General features: G+C 35.1%; 18 protein-coding genes. 8 read left to right on the top strand and 10 right to left on the bottom strand.

What is annotated here, in order from left to right; all coding sequences use genetic code 11:
- Positions 1–40 precede the first annotated feature (40 nt).
- Positions 41–1117 carry a class II fructose-bisphosphate aldolase gene (gene fbaA / locus ACKU4N_RS04875; protein WP_321321132.1) on the bottom strand — a complete coding sequence of 359 codons (1077 nt, stop codon included), beginning with the start codon at positions 1115–1117 and terminating at the stop codon, positions 41–43.
- Positions 1118–1244: 127 nt separating this feature from the next.
- Positions 1245–3638 carry a translocation and assembly module lipoprotein TamL gene (locus tag ACKU4N_RS04870; RefSeq protein WP_321321130.1) on the bottom strand — a complete coding sequence of 798 codons (2394 nt, stop codon included), beginning with the start codon at positions 3636–3638 and terminating at the stop codon, positions 1245–1247.
- 108 nt (positions 3639–3746) lie between these two features.
- Here ACKU4N_RS04870 and ACKU4N_RS04865 point away from each other — a divergent pair, with 108 nt between their 5' ends.
- A complete protein-coding gene (locus ACKU4N_RS04865) occupies positions 3747–4517 on the top strand; it encodes a TrmH family RNA methyltransferase (protein ID WP_321321129.1) in 771 nt (256 codons plus the stop codon).
- Here the strand turns inward: ACKU4N_RS04865 and ACKU4N_RS04860 are convergent, their stop codons facing one another.
- From ACKU4N_RS04860 to purL, 4 genes are all read right to left on the bottom strand, one after another.
- Positions 4518–6086: an NAD(P)/FAD-dependent oxidoreductase gene (locus tag ACKU4N_RS04860; protein WP_321321127.1), complete on the bottom strand. Its 1569-nt coding sequence runs from the start codon at positions 6084–6086 to the stop codon at positions 4518–4520.
- Positions 6087–6115: 29 nt separating this feature from the next.
- Positions 6116–6820 carry a type IX secretion/gliding motility protein PorT/SprT gene (locus ACKU4N_RS04855; RefSeq protein ID WP_321321126.1) on the bottom strand — a complete coding sequence of 235 codons (705 nt, stop codon included), beginning with the start codon at positions 6818–6820 and terminating at the stop codon, positions 6116–6118.
- Between the two features lie 41 nt (positions 6821–6861).
- The gene (ubiE, locus tag ACKU4N_RS04850) at positions 6862–7590 is read right to left on the bottom strand and encodes a bifunctional demethylmenaquinone methyltransferase/2-methoxy-6-polyprenyl-1,4-benzoquinol methylase UbiE (protein WP_321321124.1); all 729 of its coding nucleotides are present in this window, start codon (positions 7588–7590) and stop codon (positions 6862–6864) included.
- Positions 7591–7730: 140 nt separating this feature from the next.
- The gene (purL, locus tag ACKU4N_RS04845) at positions 7731–9887 is read right to left on the bottom strand and encodes a phosphoribosylformylglycinamidine synthase subunit PurL (protein WP_321321122.1); all 2157 of its coding nucleotides are present in this window, start codon (positions 9885–9887) and stop codon (positions 7731–7733) included.
- Between the two features lie 143 nt (positions 9888–10030).
- Between purL and ACKU4N_RS04840 the strand changes: the two genes are divergently transcribed.
- Positions 10031–10789, top strand: coding sequence for an SDR family NAD(P)-dependent oxidoreductase (locus ACKU4N_RS04840; RefSeq protein ID WP_321321119.1), 759 nt, complete (start codon positions 10031–10033; stop codon positions 10787–10789).
- A gap of 16 nt (positions 10790–10805) precedes the next feature.
- Here the strand turns inward: ACKU4N_RS04840 and ACKU4N_RS04835 are convergent, their stop codons facing one another.
- From ACKU4N_RS04835 to ACKU4N_RS04825, 3 genes are all read right to left on the bottom strand, one after another.
- Positions 10806–11456 (bottom strand): Rossmann-fold NAD(P)-binding domain-containing protein, encoded by a 651-nt coding sequence (locus ACKU4N_RS04835; RefSeq protein ID WP_321321117.1) that lies wholly within the window; start codon positions 11454–11456, stop codon positions 10806–10808.
- Between the two features lie 18 nt (positions 11457–11474).
- On the bottom strand, positions 11475–12035 hold the full coding sequence (locus tag ACKU4N_RS04830) for a PdaC/SigV domain-containing protein (RefSeq protein ID WP_321321115.1): 561 nt from the start codon (positions 12033–12035) through the stop codon (positions 11475–11477).
- Positions 12036–12337: 302 nt separating this feature from the next.
- Positions 12338–15280: a PAS domain S-box protein gene (locus tag ACKU4N_RS04825; protein ID WP_321321113.1), complete on the bottom strand. Its 2943-nt coding sequence runs from the start codon at positions 15278–15280 to the stop codon at positions 12338–12340.
- Positions 15281–15587: 307 nt separating this feature from the next.
- Here ACKU4N_RS04825 and ACKU4N_RS04820 point away from each other — a divergent pair, with 307 nt between their 5' ends.
- Entirely contained in the window at positions 15588–16148 is a 561-nt protein-coding gene (locus ACKU4N_RS04820) for a hypothetical protein (RefSeq protein WP_321321111.1), read from the top strand.
- 11 nt (positions 16149–16159) lie between these two features.
- Here ACKU4N_RS04820 and ACKU4N_RS04815 read toward each other — a convergent pair whose 3' ends face one another.
- Entirely contained in the window at positions 16160–17902 is a 1743-nt protein-coding gene (locus ACKU4N_RS04815) for a BamA/TamA family outer membrane protein (protein ID WP_321321109.1), read from the bottom strand.
- 512 nt (positions 17903–18414) lie between these two features.
- On the opposite strand from ACKU4N_RS04815, the gene gap reads away from it, so the two are divergent.
- The 5 genes from gap to ACKU4N_RS04790 all read left to right on the top strand — a co-directional run bounded on the left by gap (position 18415) and on the right by ACKU4N_RS04790 (position 24105).
- Entirely contained in the window at positions 18415–19422 is a 1008-nt protein-coding gene (gap, locus tag ACKU4N_RS04810; protein ID WP_321321107.1) for a type I glyceraldehyde-3-phosphate dehydrogenase, read from the top strand.
- A 189-nt stretch (positions 19423–19611) separates the two neighbouring features.
- Entirely contained in the window at positions 19612–22164 is a 2553-nt protein-coding gene (locus ACKU4N_RS04805; protein ID WP_321321105.1) for a bifunctional aconitate hydratase 2/2-methylisocitrate dehydratase, read from the top strand.
- Positions 22165–22259: 95 nt separating this feature from the next.
- Complete coding sequence (locus ACKU4N_RS04800; protein ID WP_407937233.1) at positions 22260–22562, top strand: DUF2752 domain-containing protein; 303 nt, start codon at positions 22260–22262, stop codon at positions 22560–22562.
- A gap of 11 nt (positions 22563–22573) precedes the next feature.
- A complete protein-coding gene (locus ACKU4N_RS04795; protein WP_321321104.1) occupies positions 22574–22912 on the top strand; it encodes a CCC motif membrane protein in 339 nt (112 codons plus the stop codon).
- A 119-nt stretch (positions 22913–23031) separates the two neighbouring features.
- On the top strand, positions 23032–24105 hold the full coding sequence (locus ACKU4N_RS04790; protein WP_321321101.1) for an acyl-CoA reductase: 1074 nt from the start codon (positions 23032–23034) through the stop codon (positions 24103–24105).
- The last annotated feature ends 4 nt before the right edge of the window (positions 24106–24109 follow it).

Below are 24109 nucleotides of genomic sequence, written 5' to 3'. Positions count from 1 at the left end.
GGAATAAATCCGGGTTTAAATATTTTGAGAGAAAGTAAGCTTAGTTACGTCCTACCCCATTTAAATCTTCGAAAGCCTTTACTAATCGATCTTTCATAGAAACCTCACCTGCACGTAACCATACACGAGGATCGTAATATTTCTTGTTTGGTTTGTCATCCCCATCAGGGTTTCCAATTTGACCTTGCAGATAATCATGATTCTTAGCTTCGAAAGCGCGGACACCATCCCAGCATGCCCACTGAGTATCTGTGTCAATATTCATTTTAACAACTCCGTAAGAAATTGCTTCGCGAATTTCTTCAACACTTGAACCTGATCCACCATGGAAAACAAAATCAACTGTATTTTTAGCTACACCATATTTCTCCGAAATAAAAGATTGAGAATTCAATAGGATTTTTGGAGTTAAAACCACGTTACCTGGCTTATATACACCATGTACGTTACCAAAAGAGGCTGCAATTGTAAAACGAGAAGAAACTTTTAATAAAGTTTCATAAGCCAAGGCTACATCTTCAGGTTGTGTATATAATAATGAATTATCCATATCTGAATTGTCTACACCATCTTCTTCTCCGCCAGTGCAACCTAACTCTATTTCGATAGTCATACCCATTTTATCCATACGCTCTAAATACTTAGCGCAAGTACCAATATTTTCTTCCAATGGTTCTTCAGATAAATCCAACATGTGTGAGCTAAACAATGGCTTTCCTGTTTCTGAGAAAAAAGTTTCACCTGCAGTCAATAAACCATCGATCCAAGGAAGTAATTTTTTAGCCGCATGATCGGTATGCAATACAACTGGGATACCATAATGTTCAGCTACAGCATGAACATATTTAGCCCCTGCAACAGCACCAATAATAGCAGCACCTTGTCCTTCAGCAGCAATTCCTTTTCCAGCGAAAAATGAAGCACCGCCATTTGAGAACTGAATGATGATTGGTGAGTTAACTTCACGTGCAGCTTCAAGAGCAGCATTGATTGAGTTAGTACCAATAACATTTACTGCAGGAATAGCAAATCCTTCTTCTTTAGCAATTTGAAATAATTTTTGCACGTCGTCACCAGTTACCACACCTGGCTTAACTACATCTAATACTCGTTTCATAATAATATATTTTTATCGGATAGTTCTAAATAAAATCGGCTGGGAAGTCAATTTGCCACGAAGTTAAAAAGAAATTATAGATTTTGCACTGTTTTGGATATAAGAAAATTACGCAAACGAATGCGATTTAAAAAGGATATCCAATTCCAATATTAAAGGTAAGTTGACTAAACTTAAATGGTCGATGCGCAATAATCCACCTTTCCTCAGCCCCGAGAGAAGGATCGTGCAGTTTCAGACCTAAATCAATGCGAAAAAGAATGAAATTCAAATCAACACGAGTTCCAAAACCTGTTCCCAAAGCAATTTCTTTATAAAACCTGTCAAATTTAAAATCAGCTCCAACACGATCGTCTTTTTTCGAAATTGCCCAAATGTTACCGGCATCTACAAATAAGGCTCCTTCCAAAACCCAGAATAATTTAAAACGATATTCCAAATTAGCTTCAAGTTTTAAATCTGCCGAATTGTTTGGATAAATTGCTGCATCATCTGAAAAATAAGATCCCGGACCCAATGAACGCACTTGCCATGCCCTAACACCATTCGCTCCACCTGAAAAATAGCTTTTCTCAAATGGCAACACTTCTAAGTTCCCGTAAGGCAAACCCGCCCCAAGAAAAACCCGGTAAACCATTGTATTAGCTTCATTAATATGATGACTAAACCGATATTCAATATCGCTCTTTAAATATTGGGCAAATCGAATTCCAATAAAATCATAATAGGTACCTTCTACATTTCCGGCATCGTTAAAGTCATTTTTTTCAGTTCTCCCAATCAACTTATTGATTGCTTTGAGACTATTTCCTGCCGACTCAAAATTAAATCTGAGATAGTTATAATCACCAGGCCTATTAATATTCTGATCGTTATATGTCAATGAATACCTGCTGGTAGTAATTACGTGATTGGTAAATGAATTTTTAATATATAAATTGTTTATTGATCCCAGAAAATCTTCACTTAAATTTTTAACGTCAACAAAATTCAACTCTACCAAATTAAGCGTGTGACGTAGGTATTTTGAAGACTTCCAAACATAACCAAAACTAGCATCGGCGATGGTTCGGGTATAATCTGGTCGTTTCTGAAAATTATACGACAAAGAAAATACTGTTTTGGGATTGTACGACTTCCTGAATTTCTCAGCAGTTAAAAGAGGCAATAAAAATTTTGGAATACTCAATTTTGATTCTACTCCGTATTCAGAGGAACTAAAATCTGTTTGCTCATTGGATTTTAAAGTCTCTTTTGCTGTTGAAAATTGAAGGTCAAGAATTTCGGCTCCTCCAAATAAATTTTTGTGCTGATAATTTAAATTTCCGGCAAACCCGATATTGCCGGATGAATTAGTGCCTTCAAATTCGATAGAGTAAGACTGCTGATCATGAGGCGTTAATTGAATAATGCAGTTTAAACTGCCAAATTCTTCTTCATTAGATTCTAAATTCTCTTCAAATTTCACATTTAGAAACTTAAACTGACCTAAAGATTGCAGGCGGCTGTATGTTTGTTCTACTGATTTTAAATTGTAGAGTTCATTTTTACGAATCAATATCGAAGATAAGATTACGTCGGGCTTAATTTTTATCTTTTTCCTGTAAATAAAATCAACGCCCTCATGCTGAATAGTATCCAAATCCATTAAATACTTTTCATCATTCATCAACATCAACTTAGGATCGTACTCTGTAAATATTGATACTTTGTTGATTCTGTATTTTTTAACAGCCTTACTGTCTTCAGGAGTTTTTACCCCAACAAAAACATCCATTTTGTTGTCTTTGTTAGTACTATCCATAATAAAATGAACGTACTCTCTGGAAAAATTAAAGTATCCTTGATTCTTTAATAATTTTGAAATTCGGATCCTTTCCTTATTCAAAATGTCAGAATCCACCTTATCTCCTAATTGAACATCTGAATTACTTTTATCGGAAACAATATATTCACGAATTAGAGTTGTATCAGACATTTCCCCTTTCTCCTGAAATGGAGAAAGAAAATTATAAGGAAGTTCATTTATTTCCCTGTAAACATTCCTATAACGATAAGGTTCCTTTGATTTTATAAAGTAGTATACTTTGGCTTTTTTTCTTTTTAAACTTACCGAATCCCGAACTTCAGCATTGAAGTAACCTTTTTTCTGCAAATAAATCTCCAATTGTCTCAAGGAGCGCTTCGTTTGAAAGTCCTCATAAATAACTGGTTCCTCACCAATTCTTCTTAACCATTTATTAAATCCTTTTCCTTTATCCTTACCTGATAAATTAAATAACCCCAAATGAAATTTCCAAACGCCTAATATTTTTAAATTTGGGGTTTGCTTTACATTGCGCTTTAATTCACTTGCTGCAATAGACTTATCGTCCGAATGGACAACAACCTTATTCAATAGACATTCACCTTCACCAACATATTTTGTAGTAGAACAAGCACCTAATACTAAAAGCAGGCCTGCCAAAAAAAATAAAATAGGGAAATTATAACTACTTTTGTATTTCTCGTATGGTTTCAAATATAATAAAAGTATAATTCGGTTTAAAACACGACAAAGATACTTAACTTCGATGATATATTCTTGGCTTTAACAGCCTTAAAATGATAATTTTTCAAAATAAAACCCGTGCTATCCAAAAATCAAATCAAGCTGATAACCAGCCTTCAACAGAAAAAATACAGGGATCAGCATCAGCTTTTCGTGGCAGAAGGAAATAAATTAGTATCAGATCTTATTGAGGCGAAAACCGAAGTTGAATTTCTTATTTACACCAAAGAATGGAAAGAATGTAATTCTGTTTCCAACAAGGCAAAAATCAATAATCGTATTGAAACGGATGTTGTTCAAATAAAAAAAATCAGTTCTTTAAAAACACCATCATCGGTAATTGCTGTTTTTAAAATCCCATCTCGAGCTATAAACGAAACAATCATTCAGAATTCACTTTCTCTGGTTCTTGATGATGTTCAGGATCCTGGGAATTTAGGAACTATAATAAGAGTAGCCGACTGGTTTGGCATAAAACATTTATTTTGCTCCCCTAATACGGTTGATCTTTACAACCCAAAAGTGATTCAAGCTACCATGGGAGCAATTTCAAGTGTGACGGTCATTTACACACCCCTTGAAGAATTAATTTTGAAATATAAAACACCTGACTTCCCTATTTACGGCACTTTTCTCGAAGGAGAAATCATTTACAATTGTCAACTTCAAAAAAAGGGATTCATCATTATGGGAAATGAAGGGAAAGGTGTTTCTGAGACAATTCAAAAATTAGTAAGCAACAAGCTCTACATTCCAGATTTTCCAAGCGGACAAGCTGTTTCTGAATCTTTAAATGTATCGGTGGCAACCTCTATTATTTGCTCAGAATTTAGGAGACAAGAATTCTAGTTATTTATTGGGATTCTGATACCTATCGAATGCATCGGCACATTGCTCTCCATCCATTGCAGCAGATACAATTCCTCCGGCATAACCAGCACCTTCGCCACAAGGAAATAACCCTTGAATTCTGATGTGCTGAAAACTTTCTCTTTCCCTGGGAATTCGCACAGGTGATGATGTTCTTGATTCTACACCTAAAATTACGGCCTCATTGGTCAAAAAACCTTTGGATTTTTGTCCAAACACTTTAAATCCCTCCTGCAAACGGAATCGAATATGCTCAGGCAACCACTCGTGCAGGGAAGATGATACAATTCCTGGCTGATAAGATGTTTTGGGTAAAGAACTGCTCCTTTTCCCATTTACAAAATCGTTCATTCTTTGTGCTGGAGCCGTTAAATTTTCGCCACCTTCAACAAATGCTCTTTCTTCCAGTTCTTCCTGAAAATACAAACCAGCCAAAGCACCATATTGCTGATACTCTTTCAAATCCTGAGTACGAATCTCAACAGCCATACCCGAGTTTGCAAAAGCTGTATTTCTATTCGAGGAAGACATCCCATTGACAACCTGCTGTCTGTCTCCTGTTGCTGCCGGAACAATTACACCTCCCGGACACATACAAAATGAATACACTCCCCGGCCTTCGACCTGATGGACAAAACTGTAACTTGCCGCAGGAAGATAATCACCTCGCCCGACAGGATTATGATATTGAATTTGATCGATTAACTCTTGCGAATGCTCAATTCGAACGCCCATTGCAAATGACTTAGCCTCTATCTCAATTCCTTGTTTATGCAGTTTACGATACACATCCCGGGCAGAATGACCTGTTGCCAGGATTACTCCCCCACCAACAATTTCCTCACCACTTTCAGTAACAACACCACAAATTCGATCACCTTCCAATATATAATCAACAACCTTTGTTGAGAAAAGTACCTGTCCTCCGGCTTTTAGAATATTTTCACGCATTCGAACGATTACCTTTGGCAGAACATCCGTACCGATATGAGGATGTGCATCAAATAAGATGTCATCCTGAGCACCATGAAAATGCAAAACCTTCAAAATTTTCTTAAGATCTCCACGCTTCTTAGAGCGGGTATACAATTTCCCATCTGAGAATGTTCCGGCTCCTCCTTCGCCAAAACTATAATTCGAATCCGGATTTACATTTCGAGTTCTATGCAATTCTCCCAAATCTTTCTTTCTGTCCTCAACACTTTTGCCTCTTTCAAGAACAATAGGCTTATATCCCAGTTCAATTAATCGAAGAGCGGCAAACAAACCTGCAGGTCCTGCTCCAACCACAATCACTTCCTTTTTACCTGAAACATTAGAATAATCGAACGTAAATTCTTCCGATTGAGGGAATTCTTCCCCGCAAGCAACGCGAAACCGCAAATTAACTAAAATGTTTCTTCGACGTGCATCAATCGATTTTCTCAGGATTTTTATTCCATGAATCTGCGAAACATTAACGCCTAATTTTTTAGCTAAAATAGGTTGGTAATATTTTTCGTCTGAAGCATCCTTCGGACTTAGTACTATATCTAATTCGGTAATCATTCTAAGAAAATATTATGAGATCAAAATCCCTATTCGAAATGAAAGGAAAGAGTAATAATTTTGGAATTCACCTTCCTAAAAGCATCGGTGTAGGCTTCATATCCTGGATTATCAATATCATATTCATGATTCATGACATCCTTTAATCCGATGGCAAATTTCAACTCTGTTGCGAGCTTAAAATAGGGTAAGTAAAAATCAATACCCGCCCCCAACTCTAAATACAGGTCTGTAGTTTTTAGCCGCACCAACATATCATTTTCAGGATCAAGTGCATCCTGCGCCTGTACATCAATTTTAAAACTTGCTCCTCCAATTAAATATGGGCGATAATTATTCAATCGTCTGGCTCTGTATTTAAGCAATAAAGGCAGATTTACTAATACAGATTCAACATTAACCTCTTCCACATCCAAATTGGAATATCTTATGGTTCGCTGCCCAAATTCCAAACCAGGCAAAAATCGAAGAGACCAATCTTCATGTAAACGCAAGTCAGAAACAATTCCAACCGTAAAGCCCGGAGAAAAAACAACCTGTTCTGCGCGGGCAACACCTTTCCCAGAATTATATATTGCAAAATCCATACTATTCACGCCCAAAGTAAACCCAAAATGCAACCATTTCTGATCTACTTTTTGATAGTTTAAAATGCTCTCAGCTTTATATCCTCTTTGTGAAAAACAGGATGAAAAACTAAGTAACAACAACAGTATAAACAGTATTCTTCTCAAATTTTGGAATTCTTTTAAATATAAACCTACAAAATACTTTTTTATTGTATTGGTTTGGTTCCAATGTAAATGGAGGCAATTCCAAAACTCAACTTTATTTGCTCAGCATCTACAAAACCACAAGTTTTATATATTTCCAGAAAATCCTCTCCATCAGGAAAAGCTCCTACTGATTCTGGTAAATAGGTATATGCTGAACTATCCTTTGAAACCATTTTACCCCAAAAAGGAAGAATGTTAAAAAAGTAAAAGTTATAAAATTGTTTTACCGGAAAATTTTTAGGTTTTGAAAATTCCAGAACAACCACTTTCCCTCCCGGACGAACAACACGATTCATTTCTTGTAATCCTTTTTCTAAATTCTCAAAATTGCGAACACCAAAAGCTACAGTTATTGCATCGAATGAATTATCATCAAACTGAATATTTTCCGAATCTCCTTCAAATAATTCTATTTTATCCTGAAGATTTTTCTTTGCAATCTTCTCCCGGCCCACCGCAAGCATTTCTGTTGAAATATCAATGCCACTAACTTTATCAGGATTTAATTTCAAACAAGCCAAGGCGAAATCACCTGTTCCTGTTGCAATATCCAAAAGTTGTTTGGGCTGAATAGATTGTAATAATTTAACAGCTTTCCTTCTCCAAAGTTTATCAATTCCCATGGATAGAAAATGATTTAAAAAATCATATTTCCTTGCAATATTATTAAACATCAGGGCAACCTGATCTTTTTTGCTCTTATCTAAATCTTTATAAGGATTTACCACGAATAAAAAATCTAATGATTAAAATATATAGCCCGCAGACCAATTTAATTGTAAAGGCACAAATATAGTGAATGAAAAACAAAGAACCATTACATGATTCTTTGTTAAAAAGTTAATCGATCCTATTGTGTTCTAAAAACTCACTTAATTACTTTTTGCTGATATCCTTTTTTATACTCATCAATGGAACCATATGAAATATCATCAATTCTTAATTCCCCCTTGGTAACATGACCTAAAGTTGAAAACCGAACTCCACTTTCCATCATCATATCCACAAAACGATCTTCGTTTTCCATGGAAACAGAAACAACCACTCGTCCCTGAGCTTCCCCAAATAAGAATGCATCCTTACGAATCTCAGCAGGAGAAGTAACATCAAAACCAAATCCTAATGGCATTGATGATTCTATTAAATTAAAGAAAAGGCCGCCTCTTTCAATAGAATGCGCAGAGCTGATCAATTTCTTCTCAATCAAATTGGCAACAACCTTATTTATTGCTTTTTCTTCATCAATATTGAAATAAGGAACACCAACATTACACTTCTTATGAATTGAACACAAGTATTCAGAACCCGAAATATCATTTCGGGATTTACCAACCAGAAAAATTACATCACCCTTATTTCTGTATATATACGACATGTGATTCGTCTTCGGGCTAATAACACCAAGCATGCCAATTATAGGCGTTGGATTAATTGCAACTCTCTTTCCAAGTACCGAGCTCTCATTATAAAAACTCACATTCCCTCCAACAACCGGAGTATCGAAAAATTGGCTGGCATTGGAAATGCCATTAATGGTTTCTACAAATTGTGAAAAAACATTTTCATCTAAAGGGCTGCCAAAATTCAAACAATCGTTAAGTGCCAAAGGTTTTCCTCCCGAACAAACAATACGTTGAACTGCTCTGGCAATATTAATTTGTACACCTAAATTTGGATCGTTGAATGAATAAACTGAATTACCGGATACTGTAAAACAAAGAACTTTACCATTTGAATTCGCCATTGATATTTGAGCATCCGAAGGCGACTTATTTGTTTCTTCTTCAAAATTAAGTTGTAAAAACTCCTTAATTATCAAATTTGGATTGTTAACCATTTCATTAATCACTTTCCAGTAATTATCCGGTTCAGGAATAATCTCCAAAAAATCAATATCCTTTTCTTTGTTGATAGGATGATGCTTTCTACTTGACTGGGGGGCACCATAGCCCATCACCAAATCATGTGCATTTAATTCTGCCACTACATTGGACGCCTCAGTAAACCGAATCGTTTTACCATCGGTTATCTCACCAATTTTACTGCACGGAATCCTGGCTTTCTCAAATACACTAAAAACCAAATCCTGCTTTTCTTTATCAATAACCAACATCATTCTTTCCTGAGTTCTTGATAACAGAACTTGTTCCAAACTTAATCCCGACTGATTAAGAGGTATTTGATTTAGGTCGATATCAACGCCATGCTTTGCATGTACACTTATAGAAGCTACAGCATTAACGATGCCAGCCATATCTAAATTCTCAATACGAACAACCGCATTTTCATCGTTCAACTTAAGAATACCATCAATTAATGCACTTCCAATATCCGGATTCCCTTTTGGGATTGTGAAATTTTCATCCTGACCAAAAACACCTTCTGCACCAGTCGAATTACCAACAATTAGAATCAATTGACCGGGATTCATTTTTCTGTTAAGTAGTAGTCTTTCCTTAGAAACCACTCCTGCAACCATTACATTAACAATAGGATTGGTATCGTAGCAGGAATTAAAACAAACCTCTCCGCCTATATTCTGCATATAAAGAACCGAGGAATAATCCCTAATACCCTTCACCACCTCCTCCATTAACCATTTGGTTCGATCCAGAGAAGCTTCACCAAAACGCAATGAATTTAAAATTAGTATCGGTTTTGCACCAACAGATACAACATCGCGGCAAACATCACCTACACAGGTTGCAGCTCCTTGATAAGGATCTATTCCACTGGGATGATTGTGTGTTCCCATTTTAAACACACAATATTCCCCATTTCCTATATCAACAACCCCAGCATTGGACTGACGTGCACCGGAAATAATATTCTCACCCGTATTCGGCAATGAGTTTATCCAGTTAAAAGAACTCTTATAAGAAACATTTTCGGACCACATTACAGAATAAATCTGCAATTCCAACAAATTCGGCGTTCGCCCAAGATTTTTAGAAATTCTTTCAAACCCATCCTGACTAATTCCCAAATCTTCTGCTAATTGTATTGAAACTTCCTGATTTATCATGATGAAAGAATTTAGGTGATAATGTTTAAAATTAAAAAAAAATAAGATAGTAACACGAATAATCCCGGTAGTTTTTAACTTTACTTCCTCGATAAAAATCATAAGATATTCTGAAGTGAAATCTGAATAAATTTTCAAACACAATGAACAAAATTGCATTTATAACAGGAGCGACAGCAGGCATTGGCGAGGCTTGTGCTAAAAAATTAGCCAAAATAGGATTTGATTTAATTATTTCGGGGCGACGAAAAGAAAATCTGGAAAAATTAAAACAAGAGTTAATTGCAAATTACCACGTGAAGGTTTTAGCAATTGAATTGGATGTAAGAATTCAAAAAGAAGTTGAATCAAAGATAAATTCTCTGCCTGAGGAATGGACTAAAATTGACTTGCTGCTAAATAATGCAGGATTAGCAGTTGGAGTATCTCCTGTACAGGAAGGAATAATTGACGATTGGGAAAGAATGATTGACACCAATCTAAAAGGCCTTTTGTACGTAACAAGAACAATTAGTCCTTTTATGATCGCAAGAAAAAAGGGCCAGATTATTAATATATCGTCGATAGCAGGAAAAGAAGTTTACCCGGGTGGAAACGTGTATTGCGCGACAAAACATGCAGTTGATGCCATCACGAAAGGAATGAGAATTGATTTATTACCTCACAATATTAAGGTTTGTTCTCTTGCTCCTGGAATGGTTGAAACAGAATTTTCCCTGGTGCGATTCAAAGGTGATACTGTAAAAGCGGAACAGGTATATAACGGATTTACACCTCTTTATGCCGAAGACATTGCCGAAACCGTTGAGTTTATCGCCACCAGACCTGCGCACGTGAATATCAATGATATTTTGATAATGCCTGCCAATCAGGCATCGGCAAGAGATGTTAACAGAAGTTAGAAACAACCGTTTATAATTATTGGGTTTTGGATATTTCTTCAGATTCAATAATTAATCTGCCTAAAAGATTTTTTTTAGAATTTTGATGAATAGTTTTCGCTAGCTGATCTCCGGTTACAGCTACAATTCTTTTCAATTTACCCACAAAAAGAAAATTCATATTTCGGCTGATCCAGGCAGCAAATGCTTCGAAAGGCCGAAATTCCTCTCTATTTCCGTAAATCACTGATGGACGATAAATAACTACTGTTTCGAAATTTAGTGAATTAATAAAACATTCAAGCTCGCCCTTCACCTTTTGATAAAAGAAAATGGATCGGGGACTTGCCCATATCGCACTTATTAAATGAAACTCTTTAATGCAATGCATCTCACAAAGTTTTGCAAAATGCGTGATGTACTCAAAGTCTACTTTTCTAAAATCATTCTTCGTTTGAGCTTTTCGAATGGTTGTTCCGAAACAACAGAAAGCAATATCGCAACACTCCGGAATATTTTCAGACGAAAGAGCTTCAAAATCTACCTTGATTTGGATGAATTTTTCATCAATAAGATCAATTTCATTTCTGACCAATGCACAAACCTTGGTATAATCCTTGTCCTTTAACAGAAGTTCAATCAATTTCTTTCCTGTAAAACCCGATCCTCCAATGACAAGTGCTTTCATAAAATGAGTTTTTAGCGACTACAATTTCAATAATCCATTCTGCTTCAATTCCCACAAAGGAATTTTAATCACTGCTGTTCCACAAACATAATCTCCTAATGAGTTATCTGAAAAGGAAAATATTACACTATCATTCTGATATGAGAAAAATTCAAAATCAGGCGTAATAGAAGGAATCTCACTAAAACACTGATCGGGATTCTCAAAATATTTTACCAATAGTTTATTTAACACTTGTAATTCCTTCTTCTGTTTTAAATACAACAAATCGTTTAATTTTAATTGTTCTGCCCGCTGCACACTAAAATTAAAACATTTGAAATAAGTTCGACCATGAGCTCCCCCTTGGTAGGTGTAAATTGTAAATCGGGCACTTACATAGTCTTTGGCAAAAATATCCAGATTGTAATCAATTTTTAATTCCTTGCTACAAAACTTTCTATCTAATTTAAACTCATAATTCTCATTGCAATCCATTTCTTTCATAAGTGAATTTACAAAACCCTTCATATTTGAATTAATTGAATCGCATACATTTCGGGAATTATTACCACTGTATTTTAATTCTGGATATTTCACATTAAATAATCCGTTTTTTATTCTTTTAGAGATTTTCTTTTCATGCACAATAAAGCTAAGATCATTTCTACAAGAATGAATCTCAATGACACATAATAGTATCAACAATGCGAATAACAGACTCCATCTTTTTCTCAAATCCCAACTATTCAATTAGTAAAATTAAGGTACACCTTTTATCCTAAAAACAAAAACACAGATCAATTTCATCACCTGACACAAATAATTATTCCAGCAAAAGGTATTAAAAAAGAAAAACCGTCGCGAAAGACGGTTTTTCAATTCAAAACAAGTCTAAAGAACTAGATCAATGCTTTTATTTTTTCCAGCAAAAGCTCTTTTCTTATTGGCTTTGAAATATAATCATTGCAACCTTCCTCAATCGCTTTATTTTCGTCCCCATCCATAGCATAAGCAGTTTGTGCAATTATTGGCAGATTAGGACTAAAACCCTTAATCTTTTTTGTGGCAATTAGTCCATCCATTACAGGCATTCGGATATCCATCAGCACCAAACGAATATCCGGATTATTCTTACACATTTCAACGGCCTCTACTCCATTTTCGGCTCTTACAACCTCATAACTATTTCGCTTTAATATGGCTTCGATTAGTTTAAAATTCGAAATTTCATCTTCGGCAACTAAAATTAATGGTGAATTTGATGTTTGCATACCATTTGTATTATTAAATTCTCTCTTACTATCGGTTTTAGAAATTACACAATTCAATCTTAAAGTAAAGATTGATCCAACATTAGGCTCCGATTCAACCTCTATTGTACCGCCTAACATATCCATTATCTTTTTTGAAATAGCTAATCCCAAACCAGTTCCTCCAAAAGTTCTGGTGATGGAATCATCAGCCTGCCGGAATTTGTCAAAAATAATGTCCTTTTTCTCTTTCTGTATTCCAACGCCACTATCCTTTACATATAAGCATAACTCCTCGCCATCAACCTTATATCCAAACTCAACAAGTCCTTCATTTGTAAATTTAAATGCATTCTTTATTAAATTAGTTACCACTTGCAATAATCTCTGATAATCCGATTTTACCAATACACTGGAAAAATTCTCATCCATTTTAAATTGCAATCCCAAACGTTCTTTATTCTCCTGAACTCGTTTTTCCTTCGAAATTTTCTTTACATCCTCAATAAAATTGAACATGAAAAATTCCTCTTCACCGATCTGAAAAGCTTCACTTTCTATAGATGTAAAACTCAAAATATCTTCTATAATTCCTAAAAGTTGATTTCCACTCTTATTTATTAAACTAACAAATTCAAGAATTTCCGTCATTGACAATGACTCGTCGCACAAATTAGAAAATCCAATAACAGCATTAAGTGGCGTTCTTAACTCATGAGACATATTTGCCAGGAATGCTGATTTTAGCCGATCAGACTCCTCTGCTTTTCTTTTTGATTGAAGCAATTCTTTTTGAAACTGTTTAGATTCTGTAATATCCTCTTTTACTGCCACAATATGAGTGATCTTTCCGGCATCATCCTTTATTGGTGAAAATTTAGCCCGCTCCCAAAATAATTCTTTATTCTTCTTTACATTAAGAAACTCCCCAACCCACTCTTTCCCATCAAGTACACTCGCCCACATTTCCTCATAAACCTCAGTCGGTGTTGAGCCTGATTTAAGAATTCTCGGATTTCGGCCCCGGACTTCCTTAAAACTATAACCCGTTACATCACAAAACTTAGGATTTACATATTCTATATCTCCTTTAAAATCAGCAATAACAATAGAAACCGGACTTTGTTCCATTGAACGTTGAAGCATCCTTAATTCGATATCCTTTGCTTTTTTTATAGTTCCCGCGGCCAGTTGAAATGAAAGTACCTCAAGCAACTTGATACTCTCCAAATTCATTTCCGAACCTTCAACAAAACTAATAACTCCAAAAACACCTAATACTTTCCCTTCTGCAATAAGAGGAATCCCCAACCAACTTTTTGGAATTGATTTTAATGAAAGTTTATTTGAAAGAATAATATCATTTATCTGTTTATCATTCAAATAAAGCATTTTTTTTCCCCGAATCACGGCTCTGCTTAACGACTCGGAATAATTAATAATTTTAAAATCTTCATCATTTTCAGCAAAAGAGCGCAAAAACCGCCTATCAGGAGCAATCAATTCTAAAAACAATTTTCCGGCTCCAACAATTTGCTGCAATTCTTCTCCAATTTTGTTAATCATCTCAATAGAATTCATCGAGGAATTCATAATTTCAGAGACATGATATATTATTTGTTCCTTTTTCTGATTCCAAACTTGTTGAGTCAGATTTCTATAAATACCATAAACAGCAAGCTGATTATTATCTAGAACTATAGGTTTTCCAAGAACCTGAACATGAATTTGTTTTCCAGTTTTGGTTTGGCGAATAGTAGTCATGTCTACCCTCTCTCCAACGGCTGCATTTATTGTAGCTTTTGCCCCTTCTTCTTTATATTTTTCAGGAACTATTAAATCATTTATCCTTTTTGATTTTATTTCCTTTTGTGAATATTCAAACAACTGAAGAAACTCTTGGTTTGCCTGAATTACTTGATCTTCATTATCCAAAATAACAATTGCCTCAGGAGAGTGATCAAATAAATTCTCAAAGAAAGTTTTTTGAATCCGAAGTTGATTTGCAGCCTCCTGATTCTTCTTAATCTCATTTTTTAAATCATAACTCATCTCGAATTGCGATGCAATCCCTCCAACAAAACGAATTGATTTAAAAATATTCTCTTCAATTTCTGCTCTGGATAATATTTTTAATAGTTTATATTCTTCAATTTCTTCATTATCTAGTTGTATTCCCTGTTCAATTTTTAAGGCCAAAGGGTCTGTATTTTCAATAAACTGACCATAAATAAAATATCCAAAAACCACTCCTTTAACTTTAACCGGCACAAACACTCCTCTGGCATGTTTCCCATAAACAAGCTCAATACATTCATCTTCCCTTACTAATTTTGTTTTAAAAATATCAGCAAAAAGATTCTTACTATTCCTAGCCAATTCACTATCCAAAAGTGTCATTGCCTTGCAGTCATTACTATGAACATATCTATTCTTAAAATCCATAAACATACACGGGCATCCACTTAAGAATGAAAAATCATCCAAAAGAGAATCTAAAATTTTCGGAATTGGAAGGTCCTGAAAATGATCTAAAACCATACCTGTCAATGAATTGTCAGAATCAATAAGAGAGTTTACATTCTTATGCATAGGGGGAAATTTACATTAGTAAAATGGCAGAATACAATGCTTATACTCTGGTTTTGAAGTTTGAGTTATAAAAAACATTGCTTTTTTTCATACATTCACGAGACATCATCTATATATTGTACAACACTTCTATCCAATATTTTAAACAATAACTACTCTGCCTTTAGGAATTCTTTAATTACAGCTTAAAAAAACACAAAAACATCATTCTCTCCAAGAACAATATTCTGTTGCAACTCCTATTTAACTTGATGAAATTGGCGTATCTCTTTTTTTTTAATACATTTGAAACACATAATTTTCTTTCATGAAAAAGCTAATTGGCTTCAATATAAAACGAAATAAAAAATTGTTAGTTTCAGATATCATAAAATTTTATGAAGTACGAGGCTATACGCTTACAGATGCCAATGCACAAGGAATGACTTTTCACAGAGGAAGTATTGTTGGCAACCTTCTATCTCTTAATCCTATTAAATGGAAAACGATCGTTGAAATTGAGATTGTAAAAAAGGAACGTTTGGATTATAATATTTATGCAAATTATCGTTTCAGTTCTTTTATATTTTTTATATCCCAAGAAGAAAATGACTTTTTTAACGAAGAAATCAATGCCTTTTCGAAGGCAATTGAACAATTTGAAGTTGACGTTGAACAACTGGAAAACTTAGCTAATAAAACTTCTAAATCGAACTTAAAATATATAGTTACCTCCTTTCCTATTGGAATAATAACTGCCCTAATTATTATTTTCACAATAAACCTTTTGATAGAAGGTCAGCTGCCCAATATTGCCGCCTCCTGTATAACTGGCATTTCAATTTTAATTAGCTATTATCTATTGGTTAGAACAAACAGCAAGGTATAGATGTTTCTCAATCAGAAACGACTTACAAATCCAAAATGAATTTTGGCTTCCTGAAAATCAATCTTTGCATTACGTTGTTTTCCTACGGCATAATTTAAAGTGAAAATTCCTGATTTTGAAGCAAAATTTAAACCAAAACCAATTCCCCAGGGATAATCATGAATTTTATCCCTTAAGTAATTATTACTGTAATATCCACCATCCCAAAACAAGTAAAAACTTGAGTTTCGTTGAGGGATAAACCTTAATTCTGTAGTCATAACAGAATATTTTGAAGCTATAAATGAATCTTCATTAAATCCCCTTAAAGAGTTTAAACCTCCCAACTTAAAAAGATCATTTTGAAACAAATTCTTTGAATCTTTAAGCCCGCTCCTATTTCTAAGTCGAAAACTAATTTTCTCCTGAACTGGAATGTTGTACTCCAAAACCCATTCTGTATCAATTAAATTGTCCGATAAATCGATATTATCGTATAGTTCATTAGGTATTCCGGCATTCTTTCTTGTTTTATGTGTTCCTGCAGCAATAGAAAAATTAAGCTTCCATCCTTTCTTAGGATTAAAAGAATAATCCAAATTTTCAAAATGGTAAGCAAATCCGTACAAATAGGACTTTACATCCGCATAATCAGGAAGCACTGAAACGCTGGCCAAATGATTTGTGGTTAGCAATGATGATGAATTCATTTTAAAAAACAGCTTGCTAAAATTTTTACCCGACTGAGTAAACCGAAAACCCAAATCAATTGCAGTACTTAAATAAGCTGAATCTTTCTTTTGAATGTCAAAACCAAAATCAATCCCCAAACCGGATGAAAACAAGTAAGGATAAACCATTCCCAAAGACAAGTTCTGACTACTTTCTTCATACTTCTGCCAATTGAAGCGAATACTTTCTCCCGCTGAAAATATATTTTCCAAAGCCAACTTTACTTCCCCCGTTAACTCCATTTTATTTTTATCCTTGTTTGTCTGAAAGCCGATTATTCCATCAAACTGATTGGCCGATTCCCTTTCAAGATATGTATATAGTCTTGCTTTACCACTCTCAAATTCAATCTCTGAAGCTTTAATTTCCTTCACAAAGCCTAAATTAGCGATCTTTTTAGAAACCAGTTTACTCCTGCTTTCCTGATATGTTTTATTCGGATAAATACCCAAATATCTTTGTAAAAACTTAGGCTTAAGTTTAGACGTTCCCTTTAGTACAATACTGTCCCATCGAATAAAATCATGAGGTTCAATCTCCCATTCGCCACTTACCTTTTTATTGACAATATTTATCTCTGATAATTTTAATTGAGCAAATGGATATCCATTGTCGCCCAGATGATTCAAAATGTCAGTCTGAAAAATTTCCAGATCAGAAAAACTGATAAACTTTCTTCGTTTATTCACCGACCTTAAATTCAATGTAGATAAATCTAAATTTTCAACTCCACGAAAATTTATTTCCTCCCATTCATATTTTCCTCCTTGATGAATCATTGCGATTATGGTATCTCTACTGAATGAAATTGAATCGATACTGGCTTCCAAATACCCTTTTTGTTTCAATTTCGAAATTTTATTTTCGAGTCGTTTCAATGCCATTTCCTCAACAATAAACTTCTCATAATCGCCACAAACACACTCTTGAACCGCACCATTATTGGAGGATTCAACAACTTTCAACACAAAAGATTTCTCTTGAGAAAAACCAAAAGAAAGAAAACATGATGTGATAAATAAGCTTAGAAATAGTTTTTTCATTAATTAATTTCGATATTTCCCAAACAAAAATAATACAGAGAAGGTATAAAAGACAGTATAAATTTAACAAAACACAAATATTTCCAATTTGTAGTTTCACAACATTTTTTTATATCTTTTCACGAATTTAGAAACGAATAAACTTGACCTTTAATTTTATTACCTATGAAGAAAACACTTTACGCATTAGCAATACTATTCCTTCTTGGGATAATCTCAACATCATGCGCAGTTGATAAAAGATGTCCTGCTTATACAAAAGCAAATACAAGCTGTACGAGCAAAACTGTTTAAATCAAAAGAAAATCTCACTAAATGAGATTTTTTTTTCATTAAATTTTTCATTCGCAATCGTTATAATGCCACACAAACAACTAACCATCAAGCAACAAGCTTTATTTAAGTGAAAAATAAATAAATTATTTTTTTTACTTTTTCAATACAAAATATTTTTAAAATACATACTTTTGCCGTTGAGAAACAAAGGGTTTATAAATTAAAATTTATACACAATGTCAAAGATTAAAATTGGTATCAACGGATTTGGACGTATCGGACGTTTCGTATTCCGTCAGGCAGTTGCACAAGGCAATATCGAAGTTGTTGCAATTAACGACCTTATTGATGTAGATTACATGGCTTACATGTTAAAATATGATTCTACTCATGGAAGATTCAACGGTGATGTTGAAGTAAAAAATGGTATGTTAGTAGTAAACGGAACAACTGTTCGTGTATCTGCTGAAAGAAATCCTGCTGATATTAACTGGGGTGCCGTAGGTGCTGAATATGTTGTTGAGTCAACTGGTCTTTTCTTAACAAAAGAATCAGCTCAAGGTCACATCGATGCAGGTGCTAAGAAAGTTGTAATGTCTGCTCCTTCTAAGGATGATACACCAATGTTCGTTATGGGTGTAAACAACAAAGAATACTCTAACGATATGACTTTCGTTTCTAATGCTTCTTGTACAACCAACTGTTTAGCTCCTGTAGCTAAAGTATTGAATGACAAGTTTGGAATTATCGAAGGTTTAATGACAACTGTTCACGCTACTACTGCAACTCAAAAAACTGTTGATGGTCCTTCTGCAAAAGACTGGAGAGGTGGACGTGGAGCCGGACAAAATATTATCCCTTCATCTACCGGAGCTGCTAAAGCTGTAGGTGTTGTGATTCCTGCTTTGAATGGTAAATTAACTGGTATGTCTTTCCGTGTTCCTACACCAGATGTATCTGTAGTTGATTTAACTGTTCGTTTGGAAAAAGAAACCACTTACGCTGCTATTTGTGCTGCAATGAAGGAAGCTTCTGAAGGCGAATTAGCTGGTGTTCTTGGCTATACTGAAGATGCTGTTGTATCTAACGACTTTATTGGCGATACAAGAACTTCTATCTTCGACGCAACAGCAGGTATTCAATTGTCTCCTACATTCGTGAAAGTTGTTTCATGGTATGACAATGAAATGGGATATTCTACTAAAGTATGTGAATTGATTCAATACATGGATTCTGTAAAGTAATCCTTATATAGATATACAATTTAAAGCTCTCCTTTGGGAGGGCTTTTTTTATGCCCTAAAACATGATATAAAACACGCATTTTTATGAATCGTGTAATCATAAAAACCATATGTTTGTTGTGAATAAAGGAATAATTCTTCATTCAAAATACGAAGGTTACTAAACTAACATAACCGTATCAAACAACAATGATTGACGCATATTTAAAACACGAAGCAGCCCGCGCTACCAAAGGTATCCCGGCCTTGCCATTAAATGCAGAACAGACTGCTGAACTTTGCAAATTACTGCAAAATCCTATCGAAGGAAAAGAAGACTTTCTTTTGTATTTATTTAAAGAAAGAATCGCTCCCGGAGTTGATGATTCAACCAAAGTAAAAGCAGAGTTTCTTGGACAACTTTTAAAAGGCAAATTGAGTTCACCAATCATCACAAAATCTGAAGCAATTCAAATTTTAGGCACTATGATGGGTGGTTACAATGTAACCGTATTGGTTGAGGCATTAAAAGATAAATCGTTAGCTGAAGAAGCTGCCGAAGCTCTTAAAGGCATAATTCTGGTATATGATTCGTTCCAAACTATAGCCGATCTTGCAAACAACAATGCAGCAGCTAAAAGTGTACTTGAATCCTGGGCAAATGCTGAGTGGTTTACCAAACGTTCTAAACTGCCGGAAGAAATTAAATTGAAAGTTTACAAGGTAGAAGGTGAAATCAATACTGATGATTTTTCTCCTGCATCTCAGGCGTTTACCCGTCCGGATATTCCATTGCACGCTTTAGCTATGGGAGCTGGGCGTTTCGAAGATGGTATTGAAATTATTGCCGGCTGGAGAAAAGAAGGTCACAAAGTTGCTTTCGTTGGTGATGTTGTGGGAACCGGTTCATCCCGCAAATCTGCTGCCAACTCATTGCTATGGCACATTGGAGAAGACATTCCTGCAGTACCAAACAAACGTACTGCCGGCGTGGTAATCGGCGGTGCAATTGCTCCAATTTTCTACAACACAACACAAGATTCCGGCGGATTACCAATCATTACTGATGTTTCTAAACTTAGTACAGGTGATGAAATTGTAATAAACAATGTTAAAGGTGAAATTATCCGCGATGGTAAAGTCATTTGTACTTATACTTTAGCTCCTGATACTTTATCAGATGAGTACCGTGCGGGTGGCCGTATCCCTTTAATTATTGGAAAAGCATTAACTGAAAAATCGCGTGAGTTATTAGGAATGCCTGCTGCTGATATTTTCGCTGTTGCCAATAACCCAAAGCCTAAGGCTAATCAGGGCTATACTATGGCTCAAAAAATAGTAGGTAAAGCATGTGGTGTTAAGGGCGTATTGCCAGGAGCTTCCTGCGCACCAAAAATGACTACCGTTGGCTCTCAGGATACAACCGGTCCAATGACCAGAGATGAAATCAAAGAATTGGCATGTTTAAGTTTTGAAGCGCCTATGTTTATGCAGTCTTTCTGTCATACAGCAGCTTATCCTAAAGCAACTGACGTGACAATGCACAAAAGCTTACCTAAGTTCATTTCAGAACGTAAAGGTGTGCCTTTGAAGCAAGGTGATGGTGTTATTCACTCTTGGTTGAACCGTCTTTTGATACCTGATACTGTTGGTACTGGTGGTGATTCACACACACGTTTTCCATTGGGTATTTCTTTTCCTGCAGGTTCAGGTTTGGTTGCTTTTGCAGGAGCTTTAGGTTTTATGCCTTTAGATATGCCTGAATCTGTTTTAATCAAATTTAAGGGAAGCTTAAACCCAGGCATCACTTTGCGTGATGTGGTAAATGCAATTCCTTATTTTGCAATTCAAAACGGACAATTAACAGTACCTAAGAAGAACAAAATCAATATATTCAACGGTAAAATCATCGAAATGGAAGGTCTTGAAGACATTACTGTTGAGCAGGCATTCGAATTGACTGATGCAACTGCTGAGCGTTCTGCTGCGGCTGGATGTATCAAGTTATCCGAAGCTCGTGTTATTGAGTATGTGAAGTCGAATGTAGCCTTGATGGAATCCATGATTAAAATGGGCTACGATGATGCTCAAACTATTCAAAACCGTATTGATGCATGTAACGAGTGGTTGGCGAATCCTGTATTGATCGCAAGAGATGAAAATGCAGAATATGCAGCGACTATCGAAATTGATCTTTCTGAAATTCACGAACCTATTCTTTGTTGTCCTAACGATCCGGATGATGTAAAATTACTTTCTGATGTTCAGAACACTGAAATCCAGGATGTATTCATTGGTTCCTGTATGACTAACATTGGTCACTTCCGTGCTTGTGAAAGAGTTTGGAAAGGACATACACCAAGCGATAAAGTGAGAACCTATATTGCTCCTCCAACCCGTATGGATCAGGCTGTATTGAAAGAAGAAGCAACTTTTGCAACCTTCTCTCAGTTAGGAGTTCGTGTTGAAACCCCTGGATGTTCATTGTGTATGGGGAACCAACTACGTGTTCCGGATAACGCAAATGTTTATTCAACTTCAACCCGTAACTTCAACAACCGCATGGGAACGGGTGCACAGGTTTATTTGGGTTCTGCCGAACTTGGCGCTGTTGTTTCAGTTTTAGGTAAACTACCTACTCCTGCTGAGTATATGGAAATTTACAAAGAAAAGATTCAATCTAACGAAAAAGAAGTTTACAAATACATGCAGTTCGACGAAATGGATATGGAGGATGCTCTTTATCAAAGAAGAGATCTGTAATTACATTTTCACATATTGAATTCTAAAGCCGATGTTTATGCATCGGCTTTTTTTTGCGCCATTGTTTTCATAAATTAGACCATATTTATAATAGAATGTGGCAAAACATCATCAATTGGCTCGAAAATCATCTGGCGGCTTGTACTTTCCAAGAACACTTTGGGGTTGCATGTCCTGGTTGTGGCTTGCAAACTTCCCTGATAGCACTGCTCAAAGGTGATATTTGGGAATCGATACACTTGTATCCTGCACTTATTCCAATGCTGAGTATGCTCCCTCTTTTACTTCTGCATTTAAAATTCAAATTTTCATGGGGCACAATTCTTCTAAAATATCTTTTCTTTCTATCAGTACTATTAATACTCTTCTCATACATTTATAAAATCAATTCCTATTAATAAAAATCAGTATGGAAAACAGGAATCAAACCTCAACCAATAAACAAGAAGTACTGCCTAACTCATCAAGCATATTAGTTCTTGGGATTCTCTCTATTTTTTTATTCTGCTTTGCCGGAATTATCAGTTTAGTAATGGCGATCATTGCATTAATTTTATCGAAGCAAGCGACTAAATTGTATCAGGAAACACCCCATTTGTATACCTCAGCCTCATGGAATAATGTTACTACCGGTAAAACATGCGCATTTATTGGACTCTTGCTTGCCACTATTTCCTTTTTACTATTTGTAATTATTATTCTTATAGGAGCAGGATTTGCATTAAGTTTCCTTTCCAACTTTGTTTAAGAATTAAAATAGTTAAGATACTTTGATAACAATTTTTATCTTTGCAAAATAGTAAGCAAATCAAATTCTCCAGATATAACTTAAAGTAAAGTTAATTGGAGATTTTTTTGAATTATACCATGAACAAAACTGAAAGAATAAGAGCATTTGTTGAGTTAGGTAATTTTCTATCTCAGTTTTCATCTGAAGATGCAAAACCTGCTGAACACAGACTAAATTCAACATATTATAACGAATTTAAAGCCTTACTTGACAGAGTCTCAAATGAGAATTTGTGGTTCACGCCACATCATGTTCATGCATCCATAAATGGTATTTGTACTTTTTTAAAAGAGCAAAAACTGAATGAATGGCTAAACCGCTACTCTGTTCCCGATAAAAACACGCAACTAAAAGTTGCTGTAATTATGGCTGGAAATATCCCTATGGTAGGATTTCACGACATGTTATCAGTCTTAATATCCGGTCATTCTTTTATTGGAAAATTATCGTCAAAAGATAACCAGTTACTCAATTTTGTCTCAAAACTACTGATTGAAATCAATTCTGAATTCGATGAACTCATCTCATTTCAATCAGAAAGATTAAGCGGTGAAAACAAATTTGATGCAATAATAGCTACCGGAAGTAATAATTCAGCCAGATATTTCGAAGCCTATTTCAAAAAGTATGATCATATCATCCGCAGAAATAGAAATTCAGTTGCAGTACTATCAGGCAACGAAACCAATGAAGAATTGGAAGCACTTGCAAAAGATGTATTTTTATATTTTGGATTGGGATGCCGAAATGTTTCAAAGTTATATATCCCGAAAGGATATGATTTGGTACACCTTCTTGACTGCTGGAAAAATTATTCGTTTGTAAACGATCACAATAAATACGCAAACAACTACGATTATCAGCGTTCAATGTTCTTAATGAATAGAATAGAACACCTTGATACCGGTTTCGTTCTTCTAAATGAAAATACTGCAATTACCTCTCCAATAGGAGTTGTAAACTATGAATATTATTCCGAAATTAATGATCTGAAAATCAATTTAAACACAAATTCAGAACTAATCCAATGCATTGTAGGGAATGGAATCCCTAATGCAGTTCCATTTGGAAAAGCGCAGGAGCCGGAACTATGGGATTATGCCGACAATGTGGATACAATGGAGTTTCTATCGAAATTAAAATCAAAATAAAACC

It is taken from the genome of Labilibaculum sp. (assembly GCF_963664555.1).
GTDB lineage: Bacteria > Bacteroidota > Bacteroidia > Bacteroidales > Marinifilaceae > Labilibaculum.
Note: the sequence above shows the minus strand (reverse complement) of the source record. Positions and strands in the feature narration are given on the sequence as shown.

Excerpts from the sequence above, each read along its gene's own strand:
- ACKU4N_RS04800 (WP_407937233.1), top strand. The coding sequence starts at position 22,260 with ATGTGGCAAAACATCATCAATTGGCTCGAAAATCATCTGGCGGCTTGT.
- gap (WP_321321107.1), top strand. The coding sequence starts at position 18,415 with ATGTCAAAGATTAAAATTGGTATCAACGGATTTGGACGTATCGGACGT.
- ACKU4N_RS04835 (WP_321321117.1), bottom strand. The coding sequence starts at position 11,456 with ATGAAAGCACTTGTCATTGGAGGATCGGGTTTTACAGGAAAGAAATTG.
- ACKU4N_RS04790 (WP_321321101.1), top strand. The coding sequence starts at position 23,032 with ATGAACAAAACTGAAAGAATAAGAGCATTTGTTGAGTTAGGTAATTTT.
- ACKU4N_RS04840 (WP_321321119.1), top strand. The coding sequence starts at position 10,031 with ATGAACAAAATTGCATTTATAACAGGAGCGACAGCAGGCATTGGCGAG.
- ACKU4N_RS04815 (WP_321321109.1), bottom strand. The coding sequence starts at position 17,902 with ATGAAAAAACTATTTCTAAGCTTATTTATCACATCATGTTTTCTTTCT.
- ACKU4N_RS04795 (WP_321321104.1), top strand. The coding sequence starts at position 22,574 with ATGGAAAACAGGAATCAAACCTCAACCAATAAACAAGAAGTACTGCCT.
- purL (WP_321321122.1), bottom strand. The coding sequence starts at position 9,887 with ATGATAAATCAGGAAGTTTCAATACAATTAGCAGAAGATTTGGGAATT.
- ACKU4N_RS04820 (WP_321321111.1), top strand. The coding sequence starts at position 15,588 with ATGAAAAAGCTAATTGGCTTCAATATAAAACGAAATAAAAAATTGTTA.
- fbaA (WP_321321132.1), bottom strand. The coding sequence starts at position 1,117 with ATGAAACGAGTATTAGATGTAGTTAAGCCAGGTGTGGTAACTGGTGAC.
- ACKU4N_RS04825 (WP_321321113.1), bottom strand. The coding sequence starts at position 15,280 with ATGCATAAGAATGTAAACTCTCTTATTGATTCTGACAATTCATTGACA.
- ACKU4N_RS04805 (WP_321321105.1), top strand. The coding sequence starts at position 19,612 with ATGATTGACGCATATTTAAAACACGAAGCAGCCCGCGCTACCAAAGGT.
- ACKU4N_RS04860 (WP_321321127.1), bottom strand. The coding sequence starts at position 6,086 with ATGATTACCGAATTAGATATAGTACTAAGTCCGAAGGATGCTTCAGAC.